Source organism: Verminephrobacter aporrectodeae subsp. tuberculatae (assembly GCF_026127385.1).
GTDB lineage: Bacteria > Pseudomonadota > Gammaproteobacteria > Burkholderiales > Burkholderiaceae_C > Acidovorax > Acidovorax aporrectodeae.
In genome coordinates this window covers 1,231,855-1,258,096 of the sequence record NZ_QZCX01000002.1, presented here as the reverse complement: position 1 = coordinate 1,258,096, position 26,242 = coordinate 1,231,855, and the positions used below count along the sequence as shown (strand labels likewise).

At 67.1% G+C, this 26,242-nt stretch carries 26 protein-coding genes; 6 read left to right on the top strand and 20 right to left on the bottom strand.

Annotated features, from left to right (window positions below):
- Positions 1 to 9: 9 nt before the first annotated feature.
- The 8 genes from D5041_RS13785 to serB form a co-directional block, all read right to left on the bottom strand.
- Positions 10 to 1,422 (bottom strand): cytochrome b, encoded by a 1,413-nt coding sequence (locus D5041_RS13785; protein WP_265284951.1) that lies wholly within the window; start codon positions 1,420 to 1,422, stop codon positions 10 to 12.
- A gap of 12 nt (positions 1,423 to 1,434) precedes the next feature.
- Positions 1,435 to 2,034, bottom strand: coding sequence for a ubiquinol-cytochrome c reductase iron-sulfur subunit (gene petA / locus D5041_RS13780; RefSeq protein WP_265284950.1), 600 nt, complete (start codon positions 2,032 to 2,034; stop codon positions 1,435 to 1,437).
- A 130-nt stretch (positions 2,035 to 2,164) separates the two neighbouring features.
- Complete coding sequence (gene pdxA, locus D5041_RS13775) at positions 2,165 to 3,214, bottom strand: 4-hydroxythreonine-4-phosphate dehydrogenase PdxA (RefSeq protein ID WP_265284949.1); 1,050 nt, start codon at positions 3,212 to 3,214, stop codon at positions 2,165 to 2,167.
- A 50-nt stretch (positions 3,215 to 3,264) separates the two neighbouring features.
- Complete coding sequence (pyrB, locus tag D5041_RS13770) at positions 3,265 to 4,311, bottom strand: aspartate carbamoyltransferase (RefSeq protein ID WP_265284948.1); 1,047 nt, start codon at positions 4,309 to 4,311, stop codon at positions 3,265 to 3,267.
- Positions 4,312 to 4,373: 62 nt separating this feature from the next.
- Entirely contained in the window at positions 4,374 to 4,841 is a 468-nt protein-coding gene (locus tag D5041_RS13765) for a DUF2721 domain-containing protein (RefSeq protein ID WP_010100542.1), read from the bottom strand.
- Positions 4,842 to 4,882: 41 nt separating this feature from the next.
- The gene (locus D5041_RS13760; protein ID WP_010100545.1) at positions 4,883 to 5,485 is read right to left on the bottom strand and encodes a chromate transporter; all 603 of its coding nucleotides are present in this window, start codon (positions 5,483 to 5,485) and stop codon (positions 4,883 to 4,885) included.
- On the bottom strand, positions 5,482 to 6,063 hold the full coding sequence (locus tag D5041_RS13755) for a chromate transporter (RefSeq protein ID WP_010100546.1): 582 nt from the start codon (positions 6,061 to 6,063) through the stop codon (positions 5,482 to 5,484). Before D5041_RS13755 ends, D5041_RS13760 begins: the two co-directional genes overlap by 4 nt.
- 38 nt (positions 6,064 to 6,101) lie before the next feature.
- Positions 6,102 to 6,815: a phosphoserine phosphatase SerB gene (gene serB, locus D5041_RS13750; RefSeq protein WP_265284947.1), complete on the bottom strand. Its 714-nt coding sequence runs from the start codon at positions 6,813 to 6,815 to the stop codon at positions 6,102 to 6,104.
- Between the two features lie 198 nt (positions 6,816 to 7,013).
- Here serB and D5041_RS13745 point away from each other — a divergent pair, with 198 nt between their 5' ends.
- Positions 7,014 to 7,505, top strand: coding sequence for a DUF192 domain-containing protein (locus D5041_RS13745; protein WP_010100548.1), 492 nt, complete (start codon positions 7,014 to 7,016; stop codon positions 7,503 to 7,505).
- A gap of 9 nt (positions 7,506 to 7,514) precedes the next feature.
- On the opposite strand, the gene D5041_RS13740 is transcribed toward D5041_RS13745, so the two are convergent.
- From D5041_RS13740 to D5041_RS13705, 8 genes are all read right to left on the bottom strand, one after another.
- A complete protein-coding gene (locus tag D5041_RS13740; protein WP_265284946.1) occupies positions 7,515 to 8,099 on the bottom strand; it encodes a superoxide dismutase in 585 nt (194 codons plus the stop codon).
- 148 nt (positions 8,100 to 8,247) lie between these two features.
- Positions 8,248 to 8,574 carry a type II toxin-antitoxin system HicB family antitoxin gene (locus D5041_RS13735; RefSeq protein ID WP_265284945.1) on the bottom strand — a complete coding sequence of 109 codons (327 nt, stop codon included), beginning with the start codon at positions 8,572 to 8,574 and terminating at the stop codon, positions 8,248 to 8,250.
- A gap of 61 nt (positions 8,575 to 8,635) precedes the next feature.
- On the bottom strand, positions 8,636 to 9,559 hold the full coding sequence (locus D5041_RS13730) for an AraC family transcriptional regulator (RefSeq protein ID WP_265281095.1): 924 nt from the start codon (positions 9,557 to 9,559) through the stop codon (positions 8,636 to 8,638).
- A 21-nt stretch (positions 9,560 to 9,580) separates the two neighbouring features.
- Positions 9,581 to 10,390: an L-iditol 2-dehydrogenase gene (locus D5041_RS13725; RefSeq protein WP_265284944.1), complete on the bottom strand. Its 810-nt coding sequence runs from the start codon at positions 10,388 to 10,390 to the stop codon at positions 9,581 to 9,583.
- The gene (dalD, locus tag D5041_RS13720) at positions 10,387 to 11,811 is read right to left on the bottom strand and encodes a D-arabinitol 4-dehydrogenase (RefSeq protein ID WP_265284943.1); all 1,425 of its coding nucleotides are present in this window, start codon (positions 11,809 to 11,811) and stop codon (positions 10,387 to 10,389) included. Before dalD ends, D5041_RS13725 begins: the two co-directional genes overlap by 4 nt.
- Before the next feature lie 78 nt (positions 11,812 to 11,889).
- On the bottom strand, positions 11,890 to 12,744 hold the full coding sequence (locus D5041_RS13715) for a carbohydrate ABC transporter permease (protein WP_081479858.1): 855 nt from the start codon (positions 12,742 to 12,744) through the stop codon (positions 11,890 to 11,892).
- A gap of 8 nt (positions 12,745 to 12,752) precedes the next feature.
- Positions 12,753 to 13,613 (bottom strand): carbohydrate ABC transporter permease, encoded by an 861-nt coding sequence (locus D5041_RS13710; RefSeq protein WP_010106088.1) that lies wholly within the window; start codon positions 13,611 to 13,613, stop codon positions 12,753 to 12,755.
- A gap of 65 nt (positions 13,614 to 13,678) precedes the next feature.
- Positions 13,679 to 15,010 carry an ABC transporter substrate-binding protein gene (locus tag D5041_RS13705; protein WP_265284942.1) on the bottom strand — a complete coding sequence of 444 codons (1,332 nt, stop codon included), beginning with the start codon at positions 15,008 to 15,010 and terminating at the stop codon, positions 13,679 to 13,681.
- A gap of 332 nt (positions 15,011 to 15,342) precedes the next feature.
- Here D5041_RS13705 and D5041_RS13700 point away from each other — a divergent pair, with 332 nt between their 5' ends.
- The 3 genes from D5041_RS13700 to D5041_RS13690 are packed head-to-tail and all read left to right on the top strand — an operon-like array spanning position 15,343 to position 19,218.
- Entirely contained in the window at positions 15,343 to 17,424 is a 2,082-nt protein-coding gene (locus D5041_RS13700; protein WP_265257038.1) for a PAS domain-containing hybrid sensor histidine kinase/response regulator, read from the top strand.
- 36 nt (positions 17,425 to 17,460) lie between these two features.
- Entirely contained in the window at positions 17,461 to 18,225 is a 765-nt protein-coding gene (locus D5041_RS13695) for an SDR family NAD(P)-dependent oxidoreductase (RefSeq protein WP_265284941.1), read from the top strand.
- Positions 18,226 to 18,246: 21 nt separating this feature from the next.
- Positions 18,247 to 19,218, top strand: coding sequence for a Bug family tripartite tricarboxylate transporter substrate binding protein (locus D5041_RS13690; protein WP_265284940.1), 972 nt, complete (start codon positions 18,247 to 18,249; stop codon positions 19,216 to 19,218).
- 14 nt (positions 19,219 to 19,232) lie between these two features.
- On the opposite strand, the gene D5041_RS13685 is transcribed toward D5041_RS13690, so the two are convergent.
- Positions 19,233 to 19,757, bottom strand: a complete 525-nt coding sequence (locus tag D5041_RS13685) for a gamma carbonic anhydrase family protein (RefSeq protein WP_265284939.1) — start codon at positions 19,755 to 19,757, stop codon at positions 19,233 to 19,235.
- A gap of 90 nt (positions 19,758 to 19,847) precedes the next feature.
- On the opposite strand from D5041_RS13685, the gene D5041_RS13680 reads away from it, so the two are divergent.
- Positions 19,848 to 21,200 (top strand): AAA family ATPase, encoded by a 1,353-nt coding sequence (locus tag D5041_RS13680; protein WP_265284938.1) that lies wholly within the window; start codon positions 19,848 to 19,850, stop codon positions 21,198 to 21,200.
- A gap of 31 nt (positions 21,201 to 21,231) precedes the next feature.
- Positions 21,232 to 21,855: a glutathione S-transferase family protein gene (locus tag D5041_RS13675; RefSeq protein ID WP_029554480.1), complete on the top strand. Its 624-nt coding sequence runs from the start codon at positions 21,232 to 21,234 to the stop codon at positions 21,853 to 21,855.
- Between the two features lie 94 nt (positions 21,856 to 21,949).
- Here the strand turns inward: D5041_RS13675 and D5041_RS13670 are convergent, their stop codons facing one another.
- Genes D5041_RS13670 through D5041_RS13660 form a run of 3 tightly spaced genes read right to left on the bottom strand, consistent with a single transcriptional unit; the run spans position 21,950 to position 26,235 of the window.
- A complete protein-coding gene (locus D5041_RS13670) occupies positions 21,950 to 24,535 on the bottom strand; it encodes a bifunctional aconitate hydratase 2/2-methylisocitrate dehydratase (protein ID WP_265284937.1) in 2,586 nt (861 codons plus the stop codon).
- A gap of 52 nt (positions 24,536 to 24,587) precedes the next feature.
- On the bottom strand, positions 24,588 to 25,163 hold the full coding sequence (locus D5041_RS13665) for a hypothetical protein (RefSeq protein WP_265285098.1): 576 nt from the start codon (positions 25,161 to 25,163) through the stop codon (positions 24,588 to 24,590).
- A 34-nt stretch (positions 25,164 to 25,197) separates the two neighbouring features.
- On the bottom strand, positions 25,198 to 26,235 hold the full coding sequence (locus D5041_RS13660) for an HpcH/HpaI aldolase/citrate lyase family protein (protein WP_265284936.1): 1,038 nt from the start codon (positions 26,233 to 26,235) through the stop codon (positions 25,198 to 25,200).
- Between the last annotated feature and the right edge of the window lie 7 nt (positions 26,236 to 26,242).

Here is a 26,242-nt window from a genome sequence, read left to right as displayed (position 1 = left end):
TCTCCGGGATCAGTGCGCCACATACCGCACGCGCTCGGGCACGGGCTTGGGCTCGCCGATGCGGCTCCACCAGGGCATCAGCAGGAAGAAGCCGAAGTAAAACAGCGTTCCCAGTTGCGAGACGCGCTCCCCGATGGGCGACGGTGGCTGCACGCCCAGGTAGCCAAGGACCAGGAAATTGATCACGAAGACGCCGTAGAGGTATTTGTGCCAGTCGGGGCGGTAGCGGATCGACCGGACCGGGCTGCGGTCCAGCCAGGGCAGGAAGAACAGGATGAGCACCGAAGCGCCCATCACCACCACGCCCCAGAACTTGGCGTCGATCGACAGCATCAGCGCCACGGCCACCACGGTGGTGCCGACGACTCCTGCCTGCACGACGCCGGGCAGTTTTGCCTTCAGCACGCCCAGGCCGGCGGCGGCCAGAACGCAGGCGATGAGCGCGTACACCATCTCGCTGGTGATGGCGCGCAGCATCGAGTAGTACGGCGTGAAGTACCAGACCGGAGCGATGTGCGCCGGGGTCTGGAGCGGGTCGGCGGGAATGAAGTTGTTGTACTCCAGGAAATAGCCGCCGAATTCGGGCGCAAAGAACACCACGGCGCTGAACGCCATCAGGAACACGCTGAATCCGAAGATGTCGTGCACCGTGTAGTAGGGGTGGAAGGGAACGCCGTCGAGCGGCTTGCCGTTGGCGTCCCGGGGCGCGTTCGGGCCCTTGATTTCCACGCCGTCGGGGTTGTTCGAGCCCACGTCGTGCAGCGCCAAGATGTGCGCCACGACCAGACCCAGCAGCACCAGCGGAACGGCGATCACGTGGAAGCTGAAGAAGCGGTTCAGCGTGGCGTCGCCGACCACGTAGTCGCCGCGGATGAGCAGCGCCAGATCGGGGCCGATGAAGGGGACCGCGGAAAACAGGTTCACGATCACCTGCGCGCCCCAGTACGACATCTGGCCCCAGGGCAGCAGGTAGCCCATGAAGGCCTCGGCCATCAGGCACAGGAAGATCGCGCAGCCGAAAATCCAGACCAGCTCGCGCGGCTTGCGGTGGCTGCCGTAGATCAGGCCGCGAAACATGTGCAGGTAGACCACCACGAAGAACGCCGACGCGCCGGTGGAATGCATGTAGCGGATCAGCGAGCCCCCGGACACGTCGCGCATGATGTACTCGACCGAGGCGAACGCCAGGCTGGCGTCGGGCTTGTAGTGCATGACCAGGAAAATTCCGGTCACGATCTGTATCACCAGCACCGCCAGCGCGAGCGAGCCGAAGATGTACCAGAAGTTGAAATTCTTCGGAGCGTAGTACTCCGATATATGCGTCCGGTAGGCGTCGAACGCGGTCGGGAAGCGGTTTTCCAGCCAGTTCGCGAGCTTCGCTCCCGCCGGGGCGTTGGGGGAGATTTCCTTGAATTCAGCCATGGCGCGTTCCGTTCAGGCCTTCTTTTCTTCACCGATCAGCAGGCGCGTGTCGGAGAGGTACATGTGGGGGGGCACTTCGAGGTTGTCGGGCGAGGGCTTGTTCTTGTAGACGCGGCCAGCCATGTCGAACGTGGAGCCGTGGCAGGGGCACAGGAAGCCGCCCTTCCAGTCGTCGGGCAGCGAGGGCTGGGCGCCGGGCTGGAAGCGCTCCGAGGGCGAGCAACCCAGGTGCGGGCAGATGCCGACGCCGACGAAGATTTCCGGTTTGATCGATCGCGCCTCGTTGCGCGCGTACTCGGGGGTCAGCTCGGCGGGCTTGCGTTTCGATTCGGGGTCGGCAAGCTGGGCGTCGAGCTTGGGCAGTTCGGCGAGTTGCTCGGGCGTGCGCCGGACGATCCAGACCGGCTTGCCGCGCCATTCCACGGTGAGTTTTTCCCCGGGCCTGAGCGCGGAGATGTCCACCTCGACGGCGACACCCGCAGCCTTGGCGCGCTCGGAGGGCTGGAAGCTGCTCACGAACGGAACCGCGGTCGCCACGCCGCCCACCACCCCGGCGCAGCCGGAGGCAATCAGCCATGTCCGTTTTTCGGGGTCGATTGGAATGTCACTCATGGGAAGCCTCGATGAACATCGCTGGGTGGGAGTCAACCGGCAATTGTAGCGGAGTGAAAAGGGGTATTTTCCGGGCCCACGTCCCCTGCACGCCCGGGAGTGGCCTGCTGCTGCGCGCTGCGCGCCGATTTCAGGCGTGCGTGCTGGAGGGCTGCGCCGCCAGCGCGCGCGCCATGCGCACGGCTTCGATCAGGCTGGTGGCGTCCGCCACCCCCTGCCCGGCGATGTCAAAGGCCGTTCCGTGGTCGGGGCTGGTGCGCACCAGGGGCAGCCCCAGCGTCACGTTCACTCCCCTGTCCAGGCCCAGGTACTTCACCGGGATCAGCCCCTGGTCGTGGTACATCGCGATCACCACGTCGAATGCGGCGGCATGCTGCGGCGTTGCGCGCGCGCGCATGAAGACCGTGTCGGGCGCAAACGGCCCCTGCGCGTCCAGACCCTGCGCGCGCGCGGCGGCGATCGCCGGGGCGATGACCTCGATCTCCTCGCGGCCAAACAAGCCGCCCTCGCCCGCGTGGGGGTTGAGTCCCGCCACGGCCATGCGCGGCGCCTTCCCCAGGCTGCGCGACAGCGCGGCGTGCGTGATGTGCAAGGTCTGCAACAGCCTGTCGAAGCTGAGCGCCGCGATGGCGTCGCGCAGCGACACATGGACGCTCAGCAGCACGGTGCGCAGCGCGTCATTCACCAGCATCATGCGCACCGGCATCTGCTCCAGCGCCAGGCCCCGGTGCGTTGCGGCCTCGGCCTGCAGCAGCTCGGTATGCCCCGCAAAGGCCAGGCCCGCCGCTGCCAGCGACTGCTTGTGCAGCGGCGCGGTGACCAGCGCCGCCACCTCGCCGCGCAGCGCAGCGCGTGCCGCCCAGAGCACGCTGGCGGCGGCGGCACGTCCCGCGGCGGCGCCGATCTGCCCCCAGGGCTGGGGGCCCGGGATTCCCGGCAGTTGCAGCACCGGAACGCAGCGCGGCGGCATCTCCAGCGCCCGCTCGGGAGCGCTGATGCGTGCCACGGGAAGCCCCGGAAAACCCGGGTGCCCGATCGTCTGCGCGGCGCGCCGCAGGGTCGCCAGATCGCCTGCAACGAAGCAGCCGCGCAGCGTGTCCGGTGCGTCGCGAAACGCCTTGACCACGACCTCGGGGCCGATTCCGGCGGGGTCGCCCTGGGTGATGGCAATGGTCTGCATGGGAGGCCGGCAGCATACACCGGCGGAAAACCGGCCGTAGTTCGCTTGCGTCATTGAAGCGAATAGAAAGGGGCGTCGTTGGGGCCGATGTATTTCGGTCGATACCAGTCCGCGTCGCGCAATGAGGACCCCACTTGATGGGCTACGCCGAGCACGGAGGCGAACAGCGCCATGCGGGTCGGGATGCCGGCATCAGTCTGCCGAAAGATCGCCAGCCGCACGTCCTGGTCGAGGTCGTTGCTGAGGTCGTTCGCGCCAGCGGTGCTGTCGCGCGGCAGCGGGTGCATGATCACCACTTCCGGTTTGCAGACGCCGTTCACCAATGCGCCGTCGACGCGGAAGTCTGCGCTGTAGTCGAACGCCGTCTCGGTGGAGGTGAACCGTTCCTTCTGGATGCGCGTGGCGTAGACCACGTCCGCGTCCTTCAGACCGACCGGCGCATTGTCCGTCTCCTCGATCCGGTGCCCGCGGCGAGCGGCCCGGTCGAGCAGTTCGCGCGGCATGGGCAAGCTGGGCGGGGACACGCAGACGATGCTCAGCCCTTCGTACAGGCTCAGCAGGCGCAGCAGGGAGTGGACGGTGCGCCCATGGCGCAGGTCGCCGATCAGCGCGATGCGGCTGCCTTTGAGCGATTTGCCCATGCGCGCGAATTCGCTGCGCAGCGTATACAGGTCGAGCAGTGCCTGCGTGGGATGTTCCCCCCCGCCGTTGCCGCCGTTCAGCACGGGGACGTGGGTGGCGCTCGCGATCTCGTGCACGGCTTGTTCGTCCGGATGGCGCACGACCAGGACGTCGAAGTAGCCGCTCACCACCCGGCTGGTGTCGGCCAGCGACTCGCCCTTGGTAATCGACGTGACGGTCACCCCGGTGGTGTCCGACACCGCGCCGCCGAGCCGAAGAAAGGCCGAGTCGAAGCTCAGACGGGTGCGCGTGCTCGCCTCGAAGAACAGACTCCCCAGCACCGCACCCTCGAGGACGCGGCAGACTCTGTGGCCCCGCGCGACCGGTTGCAGCAGGTCGGCCAGGAGGAACAGTTCCTCCAGCATGTCCCTGTCGAAGAGGTCGCAAGACAGGATGTGTTTACCGGTGAGAGACATGGGGGTTCTTTCGATATGGAGGCACCACGCCTGATCCTGAGCCATGAAGAATGCACACGCTCTCAGCGCTTTTCCCGGTCCTTCGCCCCTGCGCGCAGCAGGGGAAAGTTCAGCAGCCGGGTGGCCAGCAGCGTCTCGGCCAGAAAACACACCAGCGCCAGCAAAAACGACAGCACCCCGGCCAGAAAACCGGCCACGGCGAGCCGGCTGCCCTGGAAGTCGGTGGTCTCGCCCAGGAACAGCAGGATGATGGTCACGCCGATCAGGAACGCGCAGAGGGTGAGCAGCCCGATGCAGCCATTCGCCAGCCGCCCGCGCAGCCGCAGTTCGGCGAGTTCGCCGTGCGCGCGGGCCAGGAGCTCCGGATCGGCGCCGGCGCGGTCTTCGACCACACGGGCGCGGTCGATGATGCGCGCCAGCCGGCTGGCCACCGCACCGATCATTCCGGCGACGGCCGTGAGCAGGAACACCGGCGCCACTGCGAGCTGTATGCCGTGGGTGATGGCAGAGGAATCGAGGGTCAGGGCCATGGGGGGTGACGCGGCGCGCCGGTAGCAAGGACAGACACGCTCTACACCCAGCCCAGCGCGCCCAGCAGCGCCCCGGCACCGAGCAGCCACAGCAGGTGCAGCCGGGTGCGCCATACCAGCAGCATGCTCGCGGCGCTCAGCAGCCACAGGGGCCAGTCGGTCGCAGGCACGCCATGCGCGCGCGCGAGCACCCAGGCGGTGGCCAGCAGCAGGCCGATCACCACCGGCGCCATGCCCTGCTTGAAGGCGCGCACGGCCCGCCGTGCGCGGTTGCGCTGGCCCCAGCGGGCGGCGCTCCAGGTCAGCAGGCTGCTGGGCAGCAGCACGCCCAGCATGCACAGGGCCATTCCCAGAGCGCCCAGCAGTCCGCTGGCGATGCCGCCGCCGCCCGCGTTGATCCCGACGTTCCAACCCAGCAGGGCGACGAACAGCACGTTCGGGCCGGGGGCCGCTTGCGCGATGGCGATCGACGCGCTGAATTGCGGGTCGCTCAGCCAAGCCTGCCGCTCGACCAGAAAGCGGTGCATCTCGGGTGCCACGGGGAGCACGCCGCCCACCGTCAGCAGCGAGAGCGACAGGTGGTACAGAAACAGCTGCAACCAGTCGCTTGCGCCGAACGCGGCAAATTGCACGGCGGGGGTCATGGCGCGAGCTTTCTCCAGGTCAGCGCGCAGGCTGCGCCGCCCAGGACCGGCAGGATGCAGAACAGCGGCAGCCGCAGTGCGACCATGGCCACGCTGGTCAGCGCCGCCAGCAGCGCGCAGCATGGACGGCCCAGCGGGTGCTTGCCGAGCGCGACGAAGAGCTTGATTCCCACCCCGGCGATCAGCCCTGCGGCCACGGCGCCCATGCCGCGCAACGCACCGGCGACTGCCGGCTGGCTCGCGAGCCCGGCATACGCCACGGCCAATGTCAGCATCAGTATGAGCGGAAGCGTCAGCATGCCGGCGAACGCGGCGAGCGCGCCGCGCAGACCGAAATAGCGGTCGCCAAGCATGATGCTCAGGTTGACCACGTTGGGCCCGGGCATGATCTGCGCCACCGCCCAGTCCTCGACGAACTCCTCGTTGCTCAGCCAGCGCTTGCGCTCGACCAACTCGCGCTGCACCACGGCGAGAACGCCGCCAAAGCCCTGCAACGCGAGCCAGCTGAAGGACCAGAACAGGTCGGCCGGACCGCGGGGGCGCGGATGATCGGGCGGAGGGTCGGTGGTGGATGCCATGGGCGCCCAAGCGCAGGGAGCAAGACGCAGGGGGCCGCTCAGCGCAGCACCTCGAGCAGGCGGTCGAGCCCGCCCCGGGTGATGGCCACCTTGGCCTGCGCGCGCACGGCGGGCTTGGCGTGGTAGGCCACGGACAGGCCCGCAGCGTCCATCATCGGCAGGTCGTTCGCGCCGTCGCCCACGGCAATCGTCTGCGCCGGCGAAATGCCCATGAGCGACGCCAGTTCCAGCAGCGTGCGGCGCTTTTGCGCGCCGTCGCAAATGTCGCCCCAGACCTGGTCGAGCATGCGGCCGGTGAGTTGGCCGTTTTCCACCTCCAGCACGTTGGAGCGGGCAAAGTCGATCCCCAGGACCGCGCGCACGCGGTCGGCAAAGAAGCTGAAGCCGCCGGACAGCAGCAGCGTGCTCAGGCCCGCGGCCTGCGCGGCGCTGACGAGTTCCCTGGCGCCGGGATTCAAGCGCAGGCGCTCCGCGTACACCTGCTCCAGGTGCTGCACGCGCACGCCCTTGAGCAGGGCCACGCGCTGGCGCAGGCTTTCCTTGTAGTCGGTGATCACGCCCTGCATGGCCGCCTCGGTGATCGCTGCGACCTCGGCCTTGCGGCCCACGGCGTCGGCGATCTCGTCCACGCACTCGATGTTGATGAGGGTGGAATCCATGTCGAAGGCGATGAGCTTGTAGCCGGACAGGGACAGCGGGGGCACGACGCCCTGAACGACGAGGCCGGGGGCGAATTCGGTGGTGTGGGTCATGGCAGGGGCAGCGGCGCCGGGGATCGGGTGCGCAATGGTAGCGCCCCGCCTGCGCTGCGCCGTACTATCGGCAGCAGCGCCACGCGAATCCATCGACGCACCCGCTGACGGCATTCGGCGCTGCTATCGTTGCGCGCCCGGGCCCAGCGCCCGCAGCGCCGTCCATTCCTTGTCCATGCCCATCCGAAAGCCGCGCCCATGACCGCTCTCCCCCCCGCCCCCCTGCCCTCCACGGCCGCCGCCCGCCTCGCACGCCGCGCCGCAGCAGCGCTGACGCTGGTGGCCAGCGTGCTCGCGGCGCAGGAAGGGCCGCAGCTGGATCTGCGCCGGGTCGAACTCAGCGCGGGCCTGCACCGCATCGACGCCCAGGTCGCGCTCGCGCCCCGGGAACGCCAGATCGGGCTCATGCACCGCAAGCAGATGCCGCAGCACGAGGGCATGCTGTTCGTTTTCGAGCAGCCCGCGCGGCAGTGCTTCTGGATGAAGGACACGCTGCTGCCGCTCACGGCCGCATTCGTTGCGGACGACGGCAGCATCGTGAACCTGGAGGACATGCAGCCCCGGGCGCTGGACGAGCACTGCTCTGCCAAGCCCGTGCGCTATGTGCTGGAGATGAACCAGGGCTGGTTTGCCCAAAGGGGGATCCGGGCCGGCGCCAAGCTCGGCGGCGCGCCGTTCCAGCGCCCGTGACCGGCCGGATCAAGCGGCAAAGTTGGCCTGTGCGAACTTCCAGTTCACCAGCTTGTCGAGGAAGGTTTCGACGAATTTGGGACGCAGGTTGCGGTAGTCGATGTAGTACGCATGCTCCCACACGTCCACGGTCAGCAATGCCTTGTCGGCGCTGGTCAGCGGCGTTCCGGCGGCGCCGGTGTTGACGATGTCCAGGCTGCCGTCAACCTTTTTCACGAGCCAGGTCCAGCCCGATCCGAAGTTGCCCACGGCGCTCTTGACGAACGCCTCCCGGAAGGCCGCGTAGCTGCCCCACTTGGCGGTGATGGCGGCGGCCAGCGCGCCCGAGGGCTCACCGCCGCCCTGCGGGGCCATGCAGTTCCAGAAGAACGTGTGGTTCCAGATCTGGGCCGCGTTGTTGTAGATGGCGCCGCTTGACTTCTTGACGATTTCTTCGAGCGCCATGGATGCGAATTCGGTGCCCTTTTGCAGGTTGTTCAGGTTCACCACGTAGGCGTTGTGGTGCTTGCCGTGGTGGTACTCCAGGGTTTCCTGGCTGTAGTGCGGTGCCAGTGCGTCGATGGCGTAGGGAAGCGGGGGCAGGGTGTGTTCCATGGTGGGGGTTCCTCGTGGTTTGAAATTCCATCATGCATTGGCTCCAGGGCCGATGCATGCCGTCGGGCACGGCGCGAGGGGGCATTGTAGGAACATCGGCCGGTCCATGCCGGCCCGGGCTGGCGGCTTGGCACAAGTCGCTTGGGGCTCAGGCTTTCTGAGGGGTGGTGTTCAGGCGCCGGGCCAGTTCAGCCGGACGGATGTCCTGCTGCGCCATTTCGTTGAGCAACAAAACTTTGGCCGACACGCTCGCGGGAAGCTCGACGACAGGCTGTCCACGCCCGGGTTTTGACGGCACAGGGACAGCGCGTTTGTCTTCAAAATAGAACTCCATTGCCGTCTCCAGTGCGTCCTGCGCCATTGCCAGGGCTTGCCCGGCGGTCTCGCCCTGGGTAATGGCTTCAGGGATGTCGGGAAAAGTCACGACAAAGCCACCATCGGCTTCATCCGGGGTCAGGGTGACCGGGAATTTCATGGGCGCCTCTCCTCGTTATTTCAGACCCGGTTGCCTCTTGGTGCCAAGGCAGCAGCAGAGATCATCCCGTGCCAAAGCGCCCCGCGCCCTGCCTGCGGTATTCGCTGGGCGTCATGCCCTTGGTGTCCAGAAAGCGGCGGTTGAAATTGGCCATGTTGTTGTACCCCACGTCGTAGGCGATGTGCGTGATGTAGCGCTCGGTCTCCAGGAGCAGCTGGCAGGCGCGGTTCACGCGCACCAGGTTCACGAAGTTGGTGAAGGTATTGCCCGTGGCGCGGCGGAAGAAGCGCGAGAAGCGGCTCTGCGACATTCCCAGCTCCTGCGCCAGAGCGGCGGCCGGGAGCGGGTCGGCCAGATGGTCGGTGATGCGGCTCACGATGGCGTTGATCTGCTCGAGCTGGGTGTCGCTGTCTGCGCTTTGCAGCTGCGTGTTCGAGAGCAGGCGGTAGTCGGTGCAGCGCAGCAAGTCGCTCATGAAGCCGCAGAACGCGGCGAGCCGCGCCAGCCCCTGGCAGGCCTTGATGCGCTGCCAATGTTGCACCGCCTGCGCGTGCAGGCCGAAGAATTCGATTCCGTGGCGCGCGCGCTCGAGCAACGGCAGCAACTCGCGCAGTTCCGGGATGAACTGGCTGCTGGCGAGAATCGGCGCGTGCTGGAACTGTATGACCAGGTCGCGCTCGGCAACGCCGCCCTCGGGCAGGTCCATGCTGATCCAGTTGTGCGGCAGGCGCGGCCCGGTGAGCACCAGCTGACCGGGTTGGAACTGCCCGATCCAGTCGCCCACGAACACCTTTCCCGAGGTGCTCGTGATGAGGTGCAGTTCGTACTCGTCGTGGTAGTGCCAGCGCGCCAGCGGCGTCGGAAAACCGTGCGCCAGGCAGCGGATGAAGCCCGCCGTCTCGGGGGACTCGTAGCCGAGTTCGGTCGAGCGCGAGCAGTCGTGCTCGAGCTCGGGCCGGGTCTGGCGGGGAAGGGCCTGGGGCATGAGGGCGGACGGTGGCTGGGGTCAGGACATCACGTTGCCGCCGTCCACGTTCAAGGTCTGCGCGGTGACGTAGGCCGCCTCGTCGCTGGCCAGGAAGACCGCGGCGCCGCAGATGTCCGCGGGCGTGCCCATGCGGCCCAGCGGGACGGCCGCGCCGACGCGGCGCTTCTTCTCGCCCGGCGGCAGGTTCTCGTAGCGCGCGAAGAGCGCGTCCACCTGCGTCCACATGGCGGTATCGACGACGCCGGGCGCGATGCCGTTGACGCGGATGCCATGCGGCGCCATGGCCAGCGCCGCGCTTTGCGTGTAGCTGATGAGCGCCGCCTTGCTCGCGCAGTAATGCGCCACCAGCGCCTCGCCGCGGCGCCCGGCCTGCGACGCCATATTGATCACCGCCCCGCCCCGCACGCCGTGCCGCAGCATGTGCGCGAGCACTTTCTGCATGACGAAGAAGGCACCCCTGACGTTCACGGCAAAAATCCTGTCGTACATGGCTTCGTCGCTTTCCAGCAGCGGCGCCATGTCGAAGATCGCGGCGTTGTTGAACAGCGTGCTCACGGGGCCAAAGCGCGCGGCGGCGGCGCCGATCAGCGCGTCGATCTGCGCCGCTTGCGTGACGTCGCTGCGCAGGTAGTGCAGCGCGTCGGGGTGCTGCGCCATCAGCGCGACGAGCTCCGGCGTGGCGTGCGCGCCCAGGTCGGCCACGCTGCAGCGGGCGCCCTGTTGCAGATAGGCCTGCGCCACGGCCAGGCCCATGCCGCCGGCAGCGCCGGTGAGCAGCGCATGCCGGCCCCGCAGGCGCTGCGCGGGGGGGATCGGTGCCCAGGTCATGCGCTGCGCTCCCGGGTCCAGGTGACGACGCGCTGGTACGCGCTGCGCAGCGCGTCGGTCAGGCGCGCGTCACCCGCCAGCTTGCCCCACAACACGCGGTCGGCGGCAAAGGCCGCCACGGGGTCGGGCGCCGCGCAGAGCGCGTGCGCCGCGTGCGCGTCCATGGTCTGGTCCTGGTAGGGGTACGGGATTTGCCCCGCGTGCCAGCGCTGCAAATAGGCCAGGAACAGCGCCGGCAGCATGGCCACGCCGGCAATTCCCGCGCCGCGCGCCAGCCGCTCGCCGATGGTGGGCGCGATGAAGCCGGGGATCTTGCTGAAGCCGTCCATGGCCACGCGCTGGTTGCTGTCTTCGATGGCCGGGTTGGTGAAGCGCTCCAGCACCACGTCGCGGTAGCGGGCCAGGTCCAGCGGGCTGGGACTGAGCGCCGGGATGGCGTCGTCGGTCATGTAGTCGAACGCCATTTGGCGGATCGCGCGGTCCTGCGTGCCCTCGTGGATGAAGCGGTAGCCGGCGAGCGTTCCCGCCCAGGCGATGCAGCAGTGCGTGGCGTTGAGCAGGCGGATCTTCGCCTCCTCATACGGCACCACCGACTCCACCAGTTCCACGCCCACACGCTCCCACGCGGGGCGGCCATGCGCAAAGCGGTCCTCCATGACCCACTGGATAAAGCTCTCGGCCATCAGCGCGGCGGGGTCGTCGCGGCCCGTGGCCTGGCGCACGCGCTGCACCACGTCCGGGGTCGGCCGGGGGGTGATGCGATCGACCATGGCGTTGGGGCTGGTGCTGTGCATGCTGATCCAGTGCGCGAGTTCAGCGTCGCCGAGCGCGAGCACGAATTGCAGCAGGCCGCTGCGCGTGCGATCGCCGTTGTGCCGCAGGTTGTCGCAGCAAAGCAGCGTCACGGCGCCCGCGTTCGCACGCATGCGCGCGCGCAGCATGACGCTGAGCGCGCCGTAGAGGGTGCAGACCACCCCGCCGCCCGCACTGCCGCTGCCCGCGCGCAGCGCCTGCAGGTCTTGCCGCAGTTCGGGCGCGCCGTCCCAGTCGATCTGGTCGCGGCTGTCCAGGTAGTAGCCGGCCTCGGTCACGGTGAACGAGATGATGCGCGTCCCCGGCTGCTGCGCCAGCGCCACCAGAGCGGCCAGGTCGGGGGTGTATGCGAGCACCCTGCGGATCGACTCGACCCGGGTGTAGCTGCGCACGCCCTGCGCGCTGACCGTCTCCAGCGTGTACGCGCCCTGCTGCGCCTGCAGCGCGGCGATGGTCTGCTGCATGTCGGGGCGCAGGTTGCCGCTGGCCAGCACCCAGCGGTGGTCGCCCAGCGCGTGCAATTGCTGCAAATACAGCGCCTGGTGCGCGCGGTGAAACGCGCCCAGTCCGAGGTGCAGGATGGTCAAGGGGGATGGGTCGGTTGTCATGGGAGATGGGGGTCAAGGAAGTGAAAGGGAGCAGGTCGTCCGGTCAGTCCGGTTCTTCTCCATGCCCTGGCCGGCGCCCTACTTCACGGCGCCAAAGGTCAGGCCCTGCACCAGCTGCTTTTGGCTGAACCAGCCAAACACCACGATGGGTGCGATGGCCATCAGCGAGGCGGCGGACAGCTTGGCCCAGAACAGCCCCTCGGGGCTGGAGTACGAGGCGATCAGCGTGGCCAGCGTGCCCGCCTTGGCGGCGCTCAGGTTCAGGCTCCAGAAGGCCTCGTTCCACGACAGCACCAGGCACAGCAGGCCCGTGGACGCCAGAGCGCCCATTCCCAGCGGCAGCAGCACCAGGCGCAGCTCCTGCCACAGCGTGGCGCCGTCCATGCGCGCGGCCTCCAGAATCTCGTGCGGAATGTCCTTGAAGTGCGTGTACAGCATCCAGACCATGATCGGCAGGTTGGACAGCGCGAACACGATGATCAGCACCAGCTGCGTATCGAGCAGTTGGCTCTTTTGCGCCAGCACGTAGACGGGAACCAGCGCGCCCACGGCGGGCATCATCTTGGTCGAGAGCATCCACATCAGGATGTCCCGGGTGTGGCGCACCTTGAAGAACACCATGGCGTAGGCCGCGGGGGCGGCCAGCGCCAGGCCGAGCAGCGTGGACAGCACGCTGGTGACGACCGAGTTCCTGGCGTACAGCAGGTAGTCGCTGCGCTCCTGCACGGCGTACAGGCTCTCGAGCGTGGGCCTGAACCACAGCAGCGGCGGCACCGAGATCGCCTGCAACTCGGTCTTGAAGGCGGTGAGCAGCAGCCAGCCGAGCGGGAAGAACAGCAGCAGCGCGGCCCCCCAGGCCGCCGTGGTGCGCAGCGCCAGCATGCCCAGGGGGCGGCAGGAACGGCGTCGGGTGGTGCCCATGGTGCGGTTCATGGTGCGGCTCACTGGTCGAGGTTCTTGCCGACCATGCGGATCAGGAACACGGCGACGACGTTCGCGAGCAGCACCGCGAACAGCGCGCCGGCCGAGGCCACGCCGGCGTCGAAGTTGAGCAGCGCCTGCTTGAAGATCAGAAAGGTCACGTTGGTGCTTGCGTCGCCCGGACCGCCGCCCGTTGTGGTGTAGATCTCGGCGAAGATGCCGAGCAAGAAGATGAGCTCGATCATCACCACCACCGCCACCGGGCGCGCCAGATGCGGCAGGTACAGGTAGCGCAGCTGTTGCAGCGAGTTGGCGCCGTCCATGCGCGCGGCTTCGAGCTGCTCGTGGCTCATGCTCTGCAGCGCGGTCATGAAGATCAGCGTGGCAAACGGCAGCCATTGCCAGGCCACCATGATGACCACGGACAGCAGCGGGTAATCGGTGAGCCAGTCCACGGGCTGCGCGCCAAAGAACATCCACAGCTGCGCCAGCACCCCGTAGATGGGGTTCATCATCATGTGCTTCCACAGCAGCGCGTTCACGGTGGGCATCACGAAGAAGGGCGCGATCAGCAGCAGCCGCACCAGAGTCCGCCCCGGAAACGGCGCATCGATCAACAGCGCCAGCGCCACGCCCAGCAACACGGTGATGGCGATCACGCTGCCGAGCAGCAGCAGCGTGTTCAGCACCGCCGTACCAAACGATGGGTCGGTGACGAAATACTCGAAGTTCTCCAGCCCCGCAAAGCCCGACTGCTCGGGTTGCAGCAGGTTGTAGCGGATGAACGAGAAATGGATCGTCATCGCCAGCGGAACGCTCATCCAGAGAAAGAGCGTGGCCATGGCCGGCGTCAGCAGCAGGCGGGGGAGCAAGCGGTTCATGGGATTTTCCGAAAAAGGCGCAGCGGGGGTCGGCACTCCAAGAACGCCAGCCAGCGCCGGGCCGCTCACTTGTAGTAGCCGCCCTTTTTCATCTCGCGCTCGGTCAGGATCTGGCTGGCCTGGAGCGCCGCGTCCACCGAGGTCCTTCCCGCGAGCGCCGCGCTCATCTGCTGCCCCACGGCGATGCCTATGGCCTGGAACTCGGGGATGGCGGCAAACTGCACGCCCACATAGGGGCTCTCGGGCAGCGTCGAGTCCGTGGGATTGGCCGAATCGATGGCCAGCTTTTCGGCAGCGGCAAAGCGCGCGGCCTTCTGGAACTCGGGGTTGGCGTAGGTGCTCTTGCGCACTCCGGTGGGCACGTTCGCCCAGCCGTTGGTCTTGGCCACCAGTTGCACGTAGTCCTTGCTCGTGGACCAGATGATGAACTTGTGCGCCGCATCGACCTTCCTGGAGCCCGCAGGAATCGCCAGATTCCACGACCACAGCCAGTTCGCGCCCTTGGGCGTGTACATGATCGGCGCCCGCGCAAAGGCCATTTGCCCGGCCACCTTGGACTGCTTGGGGTCGCTCACGAACGAGGCGGCGCTGGTCGCGTCAACCCACATGCCGCATTTGCCGGAATTCGTCAGCGCCAGAATTTCGTTGAAGCTGTTCGCCGACGAGCCGGGCGGGCCGTAGTTTCTGAGCAGGTCCACGTAGAAGCTGATCGCCTCCTTCCAGGGTTTGCTCAGGAGCTGCGGCTTCCACTGCATGTCGAACCACTGGCCGCCAAAGGTGTTCACCAGCGTGGTCAGAAAGGCCATGTTGTCGCCCCAGCCCGGCTTGCCGCGCAGGCAGATGCCGTACACGCCGTTGCCGGGGTCGTGGAGCTTCTCGGCCAGCGCCCGGACCTGCGGCCAGGTCGGACGCTCGGGCATTTGCGCCCCCTGCTTGTCCAGCAGGTCCTTGCGGTACATGAGCATCGAGCTTTCGCCGTAGAACGGGGCCGCGTACAGCTTGCCGTCGATCGACAGGCCGTTGCGTATGGCGGGCAGCAGGTCGTCCACGTCGTAGGCGGCGTCGGTCTTCAACTCCTGCAGCCAGCCCTTGCGGCCCCAGATGGGCGCCTCGTACATGCCGATGGTCATGACGTCGAACTGCCCACCCCGCGTGGCGATGTCGGTCGTCACGCGCTGGCGCAGCACGCCCTCCTCGAGCGTGACCCATTTGAGCTTGATGTCCGGGTGCGCCTGCTCGAAGTGCCGGCTGAGCTTTTGCATCTCGATCATGTGGCCGTTGTTCACGGTGGCGATCACGAGCTCGGTCTGCGCGCTCGCGCCAGCGCACAGTACCAGGGCCAACGCGGCGGCGGTCCACCGGCGGGGCGCCGCAGCAGCATGGGTGGAATGGGGCATCGGGGTGTCTCCTGCGGAAATGGGTATGGAATCTGCCGTCCAACGCCGGGCGCATGCGCAACATGGACGGCGCCAACGATACCAACGTGGCCATGTCCGATTGGTACGCAAATTGCCATGACAGATACTGATTTGCACCAGATGACCGGGATTTATACCTAGCTGCATCAAGAAGGTATCTGAAAACGGGGGCTGTCCCGTGCCCCCGCGGCGTGCAGGCCCCCGGCATTTGCGGGGCAGTACACTCGCGCCATGCGTCCCGGCCCCCAGCATCGCGCGGCGCGCGCCCTCCCGCGCGCCTGTCCCATGGCTTGCGCTTGGCCGACCCTGCCATGAGCGTCCCGGACCTGTCCTTTCTGGATCCTGCGGCGCACCGCAGCGCCCCGCCAGCGCCAACGCCGGCAGCCCCGTGCGACGCCAGCCTGGTCGCCGAACTGGAGCGCCAGAACAAGGTCCTGCGCTACAGCCAGGCGGTGGCCGAGAGCGCCTGCGAACGCTTCGAGACGCTGTTCGCACGCGTTCCGCTGGCGCTCATGGTGCTCGACGAACACGACATGGTGGTGCAGGCGAACTCGATGGCGCAGCGCTCGTTCCAGCCCGGCGAACGCGACCGGCCGCTCACGGCCCTGATGCCCTTTGTGCGCGCCCAGGACGCGCAGCGCGTGCGCGCAGCCTTTGCCCAGGCCGCAGAGCAGGGCCACAGCGAGGCCAAGGAGGTGGTGTTCCCGATCGGCGAGGGAACCTGGATCACCGGCGACCTGCACATCACGCGCATCGAGGCGCCGCAAAGCGACGGCCCGCCCCGGCCGCAATTCCTCTGCGCGGTCATCGACCAAGGCCCGCTGCTCGCCGAGCGCCAGGCGCTGCGCCAGCGCAACGAGCAACTGCACGCGAGCGAACAGCGGCTCGCAGCCGTCATCGACGCGGCGTTCGACGCCATCCTCTGCGTCGATCGGAACCAGCGCATCACGGTGTTCAACCCCACGGCGGCGGCGCTGTTCGAATGCCCCGCCGGCGACGCGCTGGGCAGCAAGCTGGAGCGCTTTCTGCCCGACGTGGTGCTGGCGCAGCGCGGCCCGCACGAGATGCGCGCGCGCACCGCCGGCGGCAAGGAGCTGAGCGTGGAGGTCGGCGTGGCGTTCGAGCACCACGCGCAGGGCGAGAGCACCACGGTGTTCGCGCGCGACCTGAGCGGGCGCAAGAAGGCCGAGGCGCAGCGCAGCGCGCTCGAGGCGCAACTGCGCGAAGCGCACAAGATGCAGGCCATGGGCACCCTGGCCGGCGGCATTGCGCACGACTTCAACAACATCCTGGGCGCGATCCTGGGGAATCTGGAACTCGCCAAGGCCGACTGCGCGCCGGGTTCACCGGTGCGCGACAGCCTGCTCGAAATCGACCAGGCCGCGCGCCGTGCGCGCGACCTGGTGCGCCAGATCCTGACCTTCAGCCGCAACGACCCCCCGCGCCGCGCGGCCGTTGCGCTGGCCGACGTGGTGCACGACACCGGGCGCCTGCTGCGCGTCAGCCTGCCCCCCGCGATCGCGCTGCACATGCAATTGCCGGCCGGCCTGCCGCCCATTCTGGCGGACGCCACGCAGGCCGAGCAGGCCCTGCTCAACCTGTGCACCAACGCCGTGTACGCAATCGGCGCGCAGCGCGGCAGCATCCACGTCGAGGCCAGCACGGTGCGGCCCGACCAGCGCCTGATCAAGCGCCTGGGTCTGGCGTGCAGCGACTACGTGGCGCTGAGCGTGCGTGACAGCGGCCCCGGAATGGACGCGGCAACGCAGGAGCGCATCTTCGAGCCCTTTTTCACCACCAAGCCCGTGGGCCAGGGAACCGGCCTGGGCCTGGCCGTGGTGCACGGCGTGATGCGCACCCACGAAGGCGCGGTGGACGTGCACAGCGCGCCGGGTCAGGGCAGCCGGTTCACGCTGTACTTTCCGCTCGCGCCCCAGGGCACGCCAGCGGCGCAGCCCCTGCAGACAGCGCCCGAGCCGGTGGCACCATCCGCCCCCGGCGCCGCACTGCACAGGAAGCGCCATGTGATGTACGTGGACGACGACCCGGCCCTGGTCAACCTGATGCAGCGCCTGCTGCGCCGCGAGGGCTACGAGGTCAGCGGCCATACCGACCCGCACGCCGCCACGGCCGCACTGCGCGCCGACCCCTGGGCCTACGACCTGCTCGTCACCGACTACAGCATGCCCGGCTTCTGCGGCGTTGATCTGGTGCGCACGGCGCGCCGCATCCGCCCCGACCTGCCGGTGGCGCTGGCCTCGGGCTACATCACCGCCGAGATCGAGCAGGCGGCCCTGGCCGAGGGCGCGCGCGCGCTGATCCACAAACCCGACGACCTGCAGGAACTCTGCGCCACGGTACGGCGGCTCGTGGGGGGCAACGACACGCCCTGAGCGCGTCCTGAAAACGGAGCACGCTACCATCGCGGCATGCCCCACCACAGCCACCTCCACATCCTCACCGGCGCGTCGCGCGGCCTGGGCCTGGCTCTGGCCCGGCAGCTGCTGCGCAGCGGCAACACCGTGATCTGCATCGCCCGCAGCGCGAACGCCGAACTGGACGCACAGGCCCGGACCGCGGGCGCCACCATCGAACAATGGCAGCACGACTTGGCGCAGGGCGAACGGGCCGCGCAGCGCCTTGCAACCTGGCTTGCGGCCCAAGACCCGGCAAACTTTGCGAGCGCCACGCTGATCAACAACGCCGGCCTGATCCCGCGCATCGCGCCCCTGTCGGGCAGCGACTGCGCCGACCTGGCCCGTGCCCTGCGCGTCGGGCTGGAGGCACCCATGCAGCTCACTGCGGCCTTCCTCGGCGCCACCGACGCCTGGACGCTGCCGCGCAAGGTGCTCAACGTCTCCTCGGGACTGGGGCGCCGCGCCATGGCCTCGCAAGCCGCGTACTGCGCGGCCAAGGCGGGAATGGACCACTTCAGCCGCTGCGTGGCGCTGGACGAGGCCCTCAAGCCCCATGGCGCCAAGATCTGCGCGCTGGCCCCCGGCGTGATCGACACCGGCATGCAGGAGCAGCTGCGCAGCGCCATGCCCGAGGCGTTTCCGGACCACCAGAATTTCACCCGCCTCCAGACCGAGGGCCGGCTCGCATCGCCCGCCGACGCCGCCGCGCGCGTGCTCGCCTGGCTGGAGCGCGCAGACTTCGGCGCGCAGCCGGTCGCCGACGTGCGCGACGCCTGAGAAAACCGGACCTCCCGCACCATGTTGCGCAAACTGCTTTCCTTGTTGGGCGCGTTCGCGCTGACCCTTGGTGCGGCGCAGGCGCAGGCCCCGGCCTACCCCGACAGGCCGATCCGCCTGATCATTCCCTTTCCGCCCGGCGGCGGCACCGACATCCTCGCGCGCCTCGTGGCCAGCCGGCTCGCCGCACAGGCCGGATGGACCGTGGTCGCCGAGAACAAGGCCGGCGCAGGCGGCACCATCGGCATTGGCGAGGCCGTGAAGGCCGCGCCCACGGGCTACGAGCTCGTGATGGGCCAGAAGGACAACCTCGTGATCGGCCCCTGGTTCTACAAGAACCTGCCCTGGGACCCGACCCGCGACTTGGCCGCCGTGGCCCATGTGGCGTACACGCCCGTGCTCATCAGCACCCGCGCGGATTCGCCATTCAAGACCCTGGCCGACGTGGTGGCCGCAGCCAGGGCCGCGCCCGACACCATCAGCTACGGCTCGCCCGGCAACGGCACCTCGATCCACATGGCGGGCCACCTGTTTGCGAAGGCGGCGGGCGTGCAGCTGAATCCCATTCCCTACAAGGGCTCGAACCCCGCGCTGCTCGACGCGCTGGCCGGCAACGTGCACCTGCTGCTGTCGTCGCTGCCCTCGGCCATGGGCCAGATCAGGGCCGGCAAGCTGCGCCCGCTGGCCGTGACCTCGGCCAAGCGCAGTTCGTCGCTGCCCGATGTTCCCACCGTGGCCGAATCGGGCTTCAAGGACTTTGACACCAGCACCTGGTACGGCCTGTTCGCCCCCGCCGGAACGCCCGCGAGCGTGGTGCAGCGCATCAACGCCGAAGTCAACAAGCTGCTCGTCACGGCTGACGTGCAGGCCGCCATCCATGCCCAGGGCGCAGAACCCGAGGCCATGTCGGTGGAGCAGTTCGGGCAGCTGCTCGGAGCCGACTACGCGAAGTGGAAGGACATCGTGCAGGCCTCGGGCGCCAAAATCGATTAGCCCCGGGGCAGCGCTCAGCCGATCTTGCGCAGACCGCTGCGAAAGCGGCGCGCGTTGTCGATGTAGTGCTGCGCGCTCTGGCGCAACACTACGATCTGCTCCGGCGCGAGCGTGCGCACGGCCCGCGCCGGGCTGCCGAGGATCAGCGATCCGTCCGCAAACTCCTTGCCCTCGGTCACCAGCGCACCGGCGCCCACCAGGCAATCGCGGCCGATCCTGGCGCCATTCAGCACCACGGCGCCGATGCCGATCAACGACCCGTCGCCAATGCTGCAACCGTGCAGCATGACCCGGTGGCCCAGCGTCACGCGCGCGCCCACGCGCAGCGGCCTGTCGGCGTCGGCGTGCAGCACGCTCGCGTCCTGGACATTCGAGCCCGCACCGATCCTGATGTCCCCGGAGTCCCCGCGGATCACCGCGCCAAACCAGACGCTGCTGTCTTCGCCAAGGAACACACGGCCCAGCACCTGCGCGCTCTCGGCCACCCAGGCCGATGCCGCGAGTTGCGGCGCCACCCCATCGAGTTCGTAGATCGCCATACAGTCCTTTTGGAAAAGAAGGGACACCTGCGCATTGGCAGGTCCGCGGAAGCTGCCAATACTACAAGGCGTGGCCCTTGGAAAACCGGCGTGGTGCAGGCCACGTCACGGCCCACGGGGAAAGGGGCAAGCATCCACAAAATTCTGTTGGAATTTCACTTTTATCGCATTGAAAATATCTTCCAATCGAATAGAATACAAAAAATTGTTGAAATCACCCAAAGAGTCAATATCATGATGCTGCGATCCTTCACGTTGCAAAACTTTCAATCGTTCAAAGACCCCGTGCGCATCTCTCTGGAACTGAACGGCCACGCACCCGACGACCACCGCTCCTGCGAATCTCCGGCCGGCACGCATCTGTCAAAGGCTATTGCCGTCATCGGTGCCAACGCGAGCGGCAAAACGACGCTGATCAAATCGCTGGTCTTCGTGGATTGGTTCATGAAGCAATCCTTCCGTGCCAAGCCGGGCACCCCTATCCCGCTCGCCCCGCATTTTTCAGCAGCGGTTGATGAGGCCAGCACCTTCGAGCTGGAGTTCGAGTTCGACGACCAGGAGTGGCGCTACCGGCTGGTCGCTTCACGAGATCGGGTCAGGCACGAGTCTCTCTACGCAAAGCCAAAGCACAGCCGCGCCTTTTCGTACGTATTCACCCGCGAATGGCAGCCGCGCAAGGGTTATGCGGTCAAACAGCAGCAGTTTGGAATGCCGCAGAAAGAAGCCGAAAAAGTCCATGAAAACGCTTCACTGATATCGACGGCTGCCCAGTACGAAGTCAAACTGGCTTTGAAGTTGGTTTCGACGATTGTGCTGAGCAATGTACGGCAATTTGGTCGATCAAAGGACAGCGATCTCCCATTCAGCGAGATCCTGCGCGCATCCGATTTCTACGCCAAAAACACCGATATCCGAAACCAGATGGCATCCCTCTTGCGTCAGTGGGATTTGGGCTTGGCGGACGTGCGCATGGAAAAGAGGATAGGGAAACAGGAAAAAAGGGGCGTGCCCAACGAGCTTGAGATTCCCTTCGGCATCCACCGTGTCGGCGACAAAGAGCATTCACTCGCGATCCTGGAAGAATCCAGCGGTACCCAAAGCGCTTTCATCCTGCTCTCGCGCATCCTGCCAGTCCTGCAGTGCGGCGGTGGTCTGGTTGTCATCGACGAACTCGAGGCGGACTTGCATCCCCATATGCTGAGGCCGATCCTGGACCTGTTCTTCTCACCCAAGACCAATCCGGACAATGTACAAATCATTTTCACGTGCCACTCGATGGAGGTACTGAGTCTCCTGCACAAGGCCCAGGTCGTGCTGGTGGAAAAGGACGGCAATTGCGAGAGCGATGCCTGGCGCCTGGACGACGTCAAAGGTGTGCGCTCCGATGACAACCTCTACGCCAAATACATGGCTGGAGCCTATGGCGCCATCCCTCAGCTATAAGGGATTTGTGAACGACAACAGGAGAATCGTGATGATGCGCCTCCTTGGAAAAGCGGAATCCATCAATGTGAGAAAGGTGCTCTGGGCCTTGACGGAAGTGGGGGCTGCCTATGTTCGGGAGGACTGGGGCGTGGGTTATCGATCCACCTCGGAGCCGGAGTTCCTGGCGCTGAATGCCAATGCCATGGTTCCGGTCTTGGTGGATGGCGATTTTGTTCTTTGGGAATCCAACAGCATCTGCCGGTATTTGGCCAATCGCGCGGCAAGAACGGACTTGTTGCCGGCGCAAGCGAGAGCACGCGCGGATGTTGAGAAGTGGATGGACTGGCAGGCCACTGAACTGAACTACTCCTGGCGTTATGCATTTATGGCCATCGTCCGGCATAGTGAGGCCCATCAGGACTCGCAACTCCTCGAAGCAAGCATCAAGTCCTGGAACAACAATATGCAGCTTCTGAACCAGAGGTTGGATCAGACGGGCGCTTATGTGGCTGGGGCCGGTTTCACACTGGCGGATATCGTCCTTGGCCTGTCGGCGTATCGCTGGCAGCAGACGCCTATGGTGCGGCCCTCGCTACCGGCAGTAGACGCCTATCTGACGCGTCTGAAGCCCAGGCAAGGTTTCGATGAGTTTGTGGCTAACGGCATGCCATGACGTCTGCGCATGGCACGCCTACGAGCAGAATCAGGCATGCGTAGCCCACAAGATTGACGACGTTTCTGCTTGCTTCATGCCAGTGCAGAGACCTTCACGCAGCCACCCCATCCGCAACCTCCTTGAACGCAGCGATCCGGTCAAAGTTCATGTACTGGTAGATGCGTTCGCCGTTTTGCTGGACCACGCCCATGTCGGCCAGGTACTCTTGGCGCGAGGGGATGCGGCCGAGTCGGGAGCAGATGGCTGCGAGTTCCGCTGAGCCCAGGTACACCTGGGTGTTCTTGCCCAGGCGGTTGGGGAAGTTGCGCGTGCTCGTGGACATGACGGTCGCGCCTTCCTTGACCTGCGCCTGATTGCCCATGCACAGCGAGCAACCGGGCATTTCCATGCGCGCGCCGGCGCTACCGAATACGCCGTAGTGGCCTTCCTGGGTGAGTTGCTGCGCGTCCATCTTCGTGGGCGGCGCCATCCACAGCTTGACCGGGAGGTCCTTTCTGCCTTCGAGCAGTTTCGACGCGGCGCGGAAATGGCCGATGTTCGTCATGCACGAACCGATGAATACTTCGTCGATCGTCGCGCCGGCCACGTCCGACAGCGTCTTCGCGTCGTCGGGGTCGTTGGGGCAGCAGACGATGGGTTCGTGGATTTCGTTCAGATCGATTTCGATCACGGCGGCGTACTGCGCGTCCGCGTCCGGGGCCAGCAGTTCGGGATTCGCCAGCCAGTTCTGCATGGCCTCGATGCGGCGGGCGATGGTGCGCGCGTCGGCGTAGCCCTGGGCGATCATGTTCTTAAGCAGCACGATGTTCGAGTGGATGTACTCGATCACGGGCTCCTTGTTCAGGCGCACGGTGCAGCCGGCGGCGGAGCGCTCGGCGGACGCGTCGGACAACTCGAACGCCTGCTCGACCTTCAGGTCCGGCAGGCCTTCGATTTCGAGGATGCGGCCCGAGAAGATGTTCTTCTTGCCCTGCTTGGCCACGCTCAGCAGGCCGGTCCGGATGGCGTACAGGGGAATCGCGTGCACGAGGTCGCGCAGCGTCACGCCGGGCTGCATCCGGCCCTTGAAGCGCACCAGCACCGATTCGGGCATGTCCAGCGGCATCACGCCCGTGGCCGCGGCAAACGCCACCAGGCCGGAGCCTGCGGGGAAGCTGATGCCGATGGGAAAGCGGGTGTGCGAATCGCCGCCGGTGCCCACGCTGTCGGGCAGCAGCATGCGGTTCAACCAGCTGTGGATGATGCCGTCGCCGGGCTGGAGCGAGATGCCGCCGCGCGTGCTCATGAAGTCGGGCAGCTCGTGGTGCATTTTCACGTCCACGGGCTTGGGGTACGCGGCCGTGTGGCAGAACGACTGCATCACCAAGTCGGCGCTGAAGCCCAGGCAGGCCAGGTCCTTGAGCTCGTCGCGCGTCATGGGACCCGTGGTGTCCTGCGAGCCCACCGAGGCCATGCGCGGTTCGCAGTAGCTGCCGGGCAGCACGCCCTGGCCCTCGGGCAGGCCGCAGGCGCGGCCCACCATTTTCTGCGCCAGCGTAAAGCCCCGGCCGCTGGCGACGGGCGCCTGGGGCAGGCGAAACAGCGTGGACGCGGGCAGCCCCAGCGCTGCGCGCGCCTTGGCCGTCAGGCCGCGGCCGATGATCAGTGCAATCCGGCCGCCGGCGCGCACCTCGTCGAACAGCACCTCGCTCCTGACCTGGAACTCGGCGATCACGCGGCCGTCTTTCAGGGCCTTGCCCGCGTAGGGCTGGAGTTCGATCTCGTCGCCCATATTCATCTGGCCCACGTCCAGTTCGATGGGCAGCGCGCCCGCGTCTTCCATGGTGTTGTAGAAGATGGGTGCGATCTTCGCCCCCAGGCACACGCCGCCAAAGCGCTTGTTCGGAACGCAGGGGATGTCTTCGCCGGTAAACCACAGCACGCTGTTCGTCGCCGACTTGCGGCTCGAACCGGTTCCCACCACGTCCCCCACGTAGGCGACGATCCGGCCCCTGGCGCGCAGGTCCTGGATGAATTGCACCGGGCCGCGCCGGCCGTCTTCCTCGGGCGTGATGCCGTCGCGCCGGTTCTTGAGCATGGCCAGCGCGTGCAAGGGGATGTCCGGACGGCTCCATGCGTCGGGTGCGGGCGACAGGTCGTCGGTATTCGTTTCGCCGCTGACCTTGAACACGGTGATCCGGATGCTCTGGGGCACTTCGGGGCGGCTCGTGAACCATTCGGCGTCGGCCCAGCTTTGCAGCACGGCCTGCGCGAAGGGATTGCCCTGGTCGGCCTTTGCCTTGACATCGTGGAACTGGTCGAACATCAGCAGCGTCTTTTTGAGCGCTTCGGCGGCCACCGGCGCGATGGCGGCGTCGTCGAGCAGTTCGATCAGCGGCGTGAGGTTGTAGCCACCGAGCATGGTGCCCAGCAGCTGCGTGGCTTTTTCGCGGTCGATCAGCGGGCATTTTTCGCTGCCGTGCGCCACGGCCGCCAGATAGCTGGCCTTGACCTTGGCCGCGTCGTCCACGCCGGCGGGAACGCGGCCGGTGATCAGTTCCACGAGGGCGGTCTCTTCGCCCGCGGGCGGGTTCTTGAGCAGTTCGACCAGTTCGCCGGTTTGCTTGGCGCTCAGCGGCAGCGGGGGGATGCCGAGGGCGGCGCGCTCGGCCACATGCTCACGGTAGGCTTGCAACATCGTTTTTCTCCAGTTGTGCGTTTTATCGGGGTGGGGTGGGGCTGGCCGCGGGTCATTTGGCGGCCTGCAGGGGTTCCAGAAGGTTCACGGGCGGATTGTCCCGGAGCGCCTGCGCCGCCGTGAATTGCTCGGGGCCCATGCATTCATCGGCCAGGCGCTGACCCAGGCGCTGGTTCATGAGCATGGACTTGTTGGCGATTTGCAGCCAGACGGCGCCGTTCCTGACGTCCTCCAGGCGCACGGCGCCGGTGGACGTGAGCACGGGCGACATGTGGTATTTGAAGCCCTTGCCTTCCACGTGAAAGTGGCCCGCCGTGGCGGGATCGGCAGTGACCGTCACGAAAGCGCCCAGCTCGCAGGGTATGCGGCCCACGTGCACACGCTCGGCAATGGCCAGTTCGGCGGGCGAGAGGGCTGCGGCCACGGAGTCGCCGGCATCGGGCAGGGCTGCGGCTGGCGGGGTGCGGCGGCTGGCCTTGGCCGTTCGCAGCCTGGCAGCGGGCGCGATGGCCTTGGCGGACTTTGCCTCGGATTGGACGCTGGACTTGACGACAGTCTGCGCCAGGACGCCGGCCGGAGCCAGCAGCATGAGGGTGGAGGCAAAGGCGATGACGATGGTGGTTTTCATCATGGGCAAGTCCGCGGGAGGTATTCGGGAATCTTCAGACGGGGTCAAACCATTGCCGCGCGGCAGGCGGCAGCGCGCCCCCGGTGCCGTGCGCGCGCTCCAGAACCTGCCAGTAAAAGCGGTAGCTCGCACGGTCGTGCAGCACGCCCCCGAAGTTGATCGGAGCCCAGTCGGCGCGCGCGGCCAGCGCAATGATTTCGGCGCCCGCCGCGACATCTTCCGGCTGCGGCGCGAAGGCCTGCAGGATGGGACGGATCTGCGCCGGGTGAATGCTCCACATGCGGGTGTAGCCCAGCTCGCGCGCGGCGCGGCGTGCGGCGTGCTGCAGGGCGGCGGCGTCGGAGAACTCGGTCACCACGCAGTGCGCGGGCTGCTTGCCGTGGGCGTGGCAGGCGGACGCGATCTCGAGCTTCGCGCGCAGCACCAGCGGGTGGGCAAACTGCCCCTGCGAGCCCATGCCCTGCGCGGGGATGGCGCCGCCATGCGCCGAAACGAAGTCCATGAGGCCAAAGCTCAGGCTTTGCACGCGCGGGTGGGCGGCGATCTCGAACACGTGCTGCAGCGCGGCGGGGGATTCGATCAACGCATGAATCGGCAGCGAGGGGGTGCCGGCGCGCTCGAGTGCGCGCTCAAGCAGCAGCACGTCGTCCACCGATTCCACCTTGGGCAGCATGATGTGGCTGAGTCGGTGGCCCGCTTCGCCCGCGATCGTTGCGACGTCGTTTGCAAACGCCGGGTGTTCCACTGCATGGACCCGGACCGCAACCCGCGCCGCGGGGTCCGCGCCCAGGGCCAGCGCGGCGACGAGCCGGGCGTGCTCGGCCTCCAGGCCCACCGGCGCGCCGTCCTCGCAATCGAGCGTGGCGTCGAAAACGCAGGTGCCGAACTCCTGCGTCATTTCGGCCTGCAATTGCAGGCTCTTGCGCATGCGCGCCTCGACGCCGCTGTAATGGTCGCAGACGGGCAGAAAGCGGGGCCGCGCCTGGGCGCCCAGCAGAACATCGCGTGGATGGGTGGGTGCAGCGCCGCCCTGCCCCTGCGCGCTGCACGCTGCCTGTGGAGTCGGCTGCATCGCGCGG

What these genes read in the sequence shown, in the direction of transcription:
- D5041_RS13785 (WP_265284951.1), bottom strand. Translation starts at nt 1,422, where the DNA reads ATGGCTGAATTCAAGGAAATCTCCCCCAACGCCCCGGCGGGAGCGAAG.
- petA (WP_265284950.1), bottom strand. Translation starts at nt 2,034, where the DNA reads ATGAGTGACATTCCAATCGACCCCGAAAAACGGACATGGCTGATTGCC.
- pdxA (WP_265284949.1), bottom strand. Translation starts at nt 3,214, where the DNA reads ATGCAGACCATTGCCATCACCCAGGGCGACCCCGCCGGAATCGGCCCC.
- pyrB (WP_265284948.1), bottom strand. Translation starts at nt 4,311, where the DNA reads ATGTCTCTCACCGGTAAACACATCCTGTCTTGCGACCTCTTCGACAGG.
- D5041_RS13765 (WP_010100542.1), bottom strand. Translation starts at nt 4,841, where the DNA reads ATGGCCCTGACCCTCGATTCCTCTGCCATCACCCACGGCATACAGCTC.
- D5041_RS13760 (WP_010100545.1), bottom strand. Translation starts at nt 5,485, where the DNA reads ATGACCCCCGCCGTGCAATTTGCCGCGTTCGGCGCAAGCGACTGGTTG.
- D5041_RS13755 (WP_010100546.1), bottom strand. Translation starts at nt 6,063, where the DNA reads ATGGCATCCACCACCGACCCTCCGCCCGATCATCCGCGCCCCCGCGGT.
- serB (WP_265284947.1), bottom strand. Translation starts at nt 6,815, where the DNA reads ATGACCCACACCACCGAATTCGCCCCCGGCCTCGTCGTTCAGGGCGTC.
- D5041_RS13745 (WP_010100548.1), top strand. Translation starts at nt 7,014, where the DNA reads ATGACCGCTCTCCCCCCCGCCCCCCTGCCCTCCACGGCCGCCGCCCGC.
- D5041_RS13740 (WP_265284946.1), bottom strand. Translation starts at nt 8,099, where the DNA reads ATGGAACACACCCTGCCCCCGCTTCCCTACGCCATCGACGCACTGGCA.
- D5041_RS13735 (WP_265284945.1), bottom strand. Translation starts at nt 8,574, where the DNA reads ATGAAATTCCCGGTCACCCTGACCCCGGATGAAGCCGATGGTGGCTTT.
- D5041_RS13730 (WP_265281095.1), bottom strand. Translation starts at nt 9,559, where the DNA reads ATGCCCCAGGCCCTTCCCCGCCAGACCCGGCCCGAGCTCGAGCACGAC.
- D5041_RS13725 (WP_265284944.1), bottom strand. Translation starts at nt 10,390, where the DNA reads ATGACCTGGGCACCGATCCCCCCCGCGCAGCGCCTGCGGGGCCGGCAT.
- dalD (WP_265284943.1), bottom strand. Translation starts at nt 11,811, where the DNA reads ATGACAACCGACCCATCCCCCTTGACCATCCTGCACCTCGGACTGGGC.
- D5041_RS13715 (WP_081479858.1), bottom strand. Translation starts at nt 12,744, where the DNA reads ATGAACCGCACCATGGGCACCACCCGACGCCGTTCCTGCCGCCCCCTG.
- D5041_RS13710 (WP_010106088.1), bottom strand. Translation starts at nt 13,613, where the DNA reads ATGAACCGCTTGCTCCCCCGCCTGCTGCTGACGCCGGCCATGGCCACG.
- D5041_RS13705 (WP_265284942.1), bottom strand. Translation starts at nt 15,010, where the DNA reads ATGCCCCATTCCACCCATGCTGCTGCGGCGCCCCGCCGGTGGACCGCC.
- D5041_RS13700 (WP_265257038.1), top strand. Translation starts at nt 15,343, where the DNA reads ATGAGCGTCCCGGACCTGTCCTTTCTGGATCCTGCGGCGCACCGCAGC.
- D5041_RS13695 (WP_265284941.1), top strand. Translation starts at nt 17,461, where the DNA reads ATGCCCCACCACAGCCACCTCCACATCCTCACCGGCGCGTCGCGCGGC.
- D5041_RS13690 (WP_265284940.1), top strand. Translation starts at nt 18,247, where the DNA reads ATGTTGCGCAAACTGCTTTCCTTGTTGGGCGCGTTCGCGCTGACCCTT.
- D5041_RS13685 (WP_265284939.1), bottom strand. Translation starts at nt 19,757, where the DNA reads ATGGCGATCTACGAACTCGATGGGGTGGCGCCGCAACTCGCGGCATCG.
- D5041_RS13675 (WP_029554480.1), top strand. Translation starts at nt 21,232, where the DNA reads ATGATGCGCCTCCTTGGAAAAGCGGAATCCATCAATGTGAGAAAGGTG.
- D5041_RS13670 (WP_265284937.1), bottom strand. Translation starts at nt 24,535, where the DNA reads ATGTTGCAAGCCTACCGTGAGCATGTGGCCGAGCGCGCCGCCCTCGGC.
- D5041_RS13665 (WP_265285098.1), bottom strand. Translation starts at nt 25,163, where the DNA reads ATGAAAACCACCATCGTCATCGCCTTTGCCTCCACCCTCATGCTGCTG.
- D5041_RS13660 (WP_265284936.1), bottom strand. Translation starts at nt 26,235, where the DNA reads ATGCAGCCGACTCCACAGGCAGCGTGCAGCGCGCAGGGGCAGGGCGGC.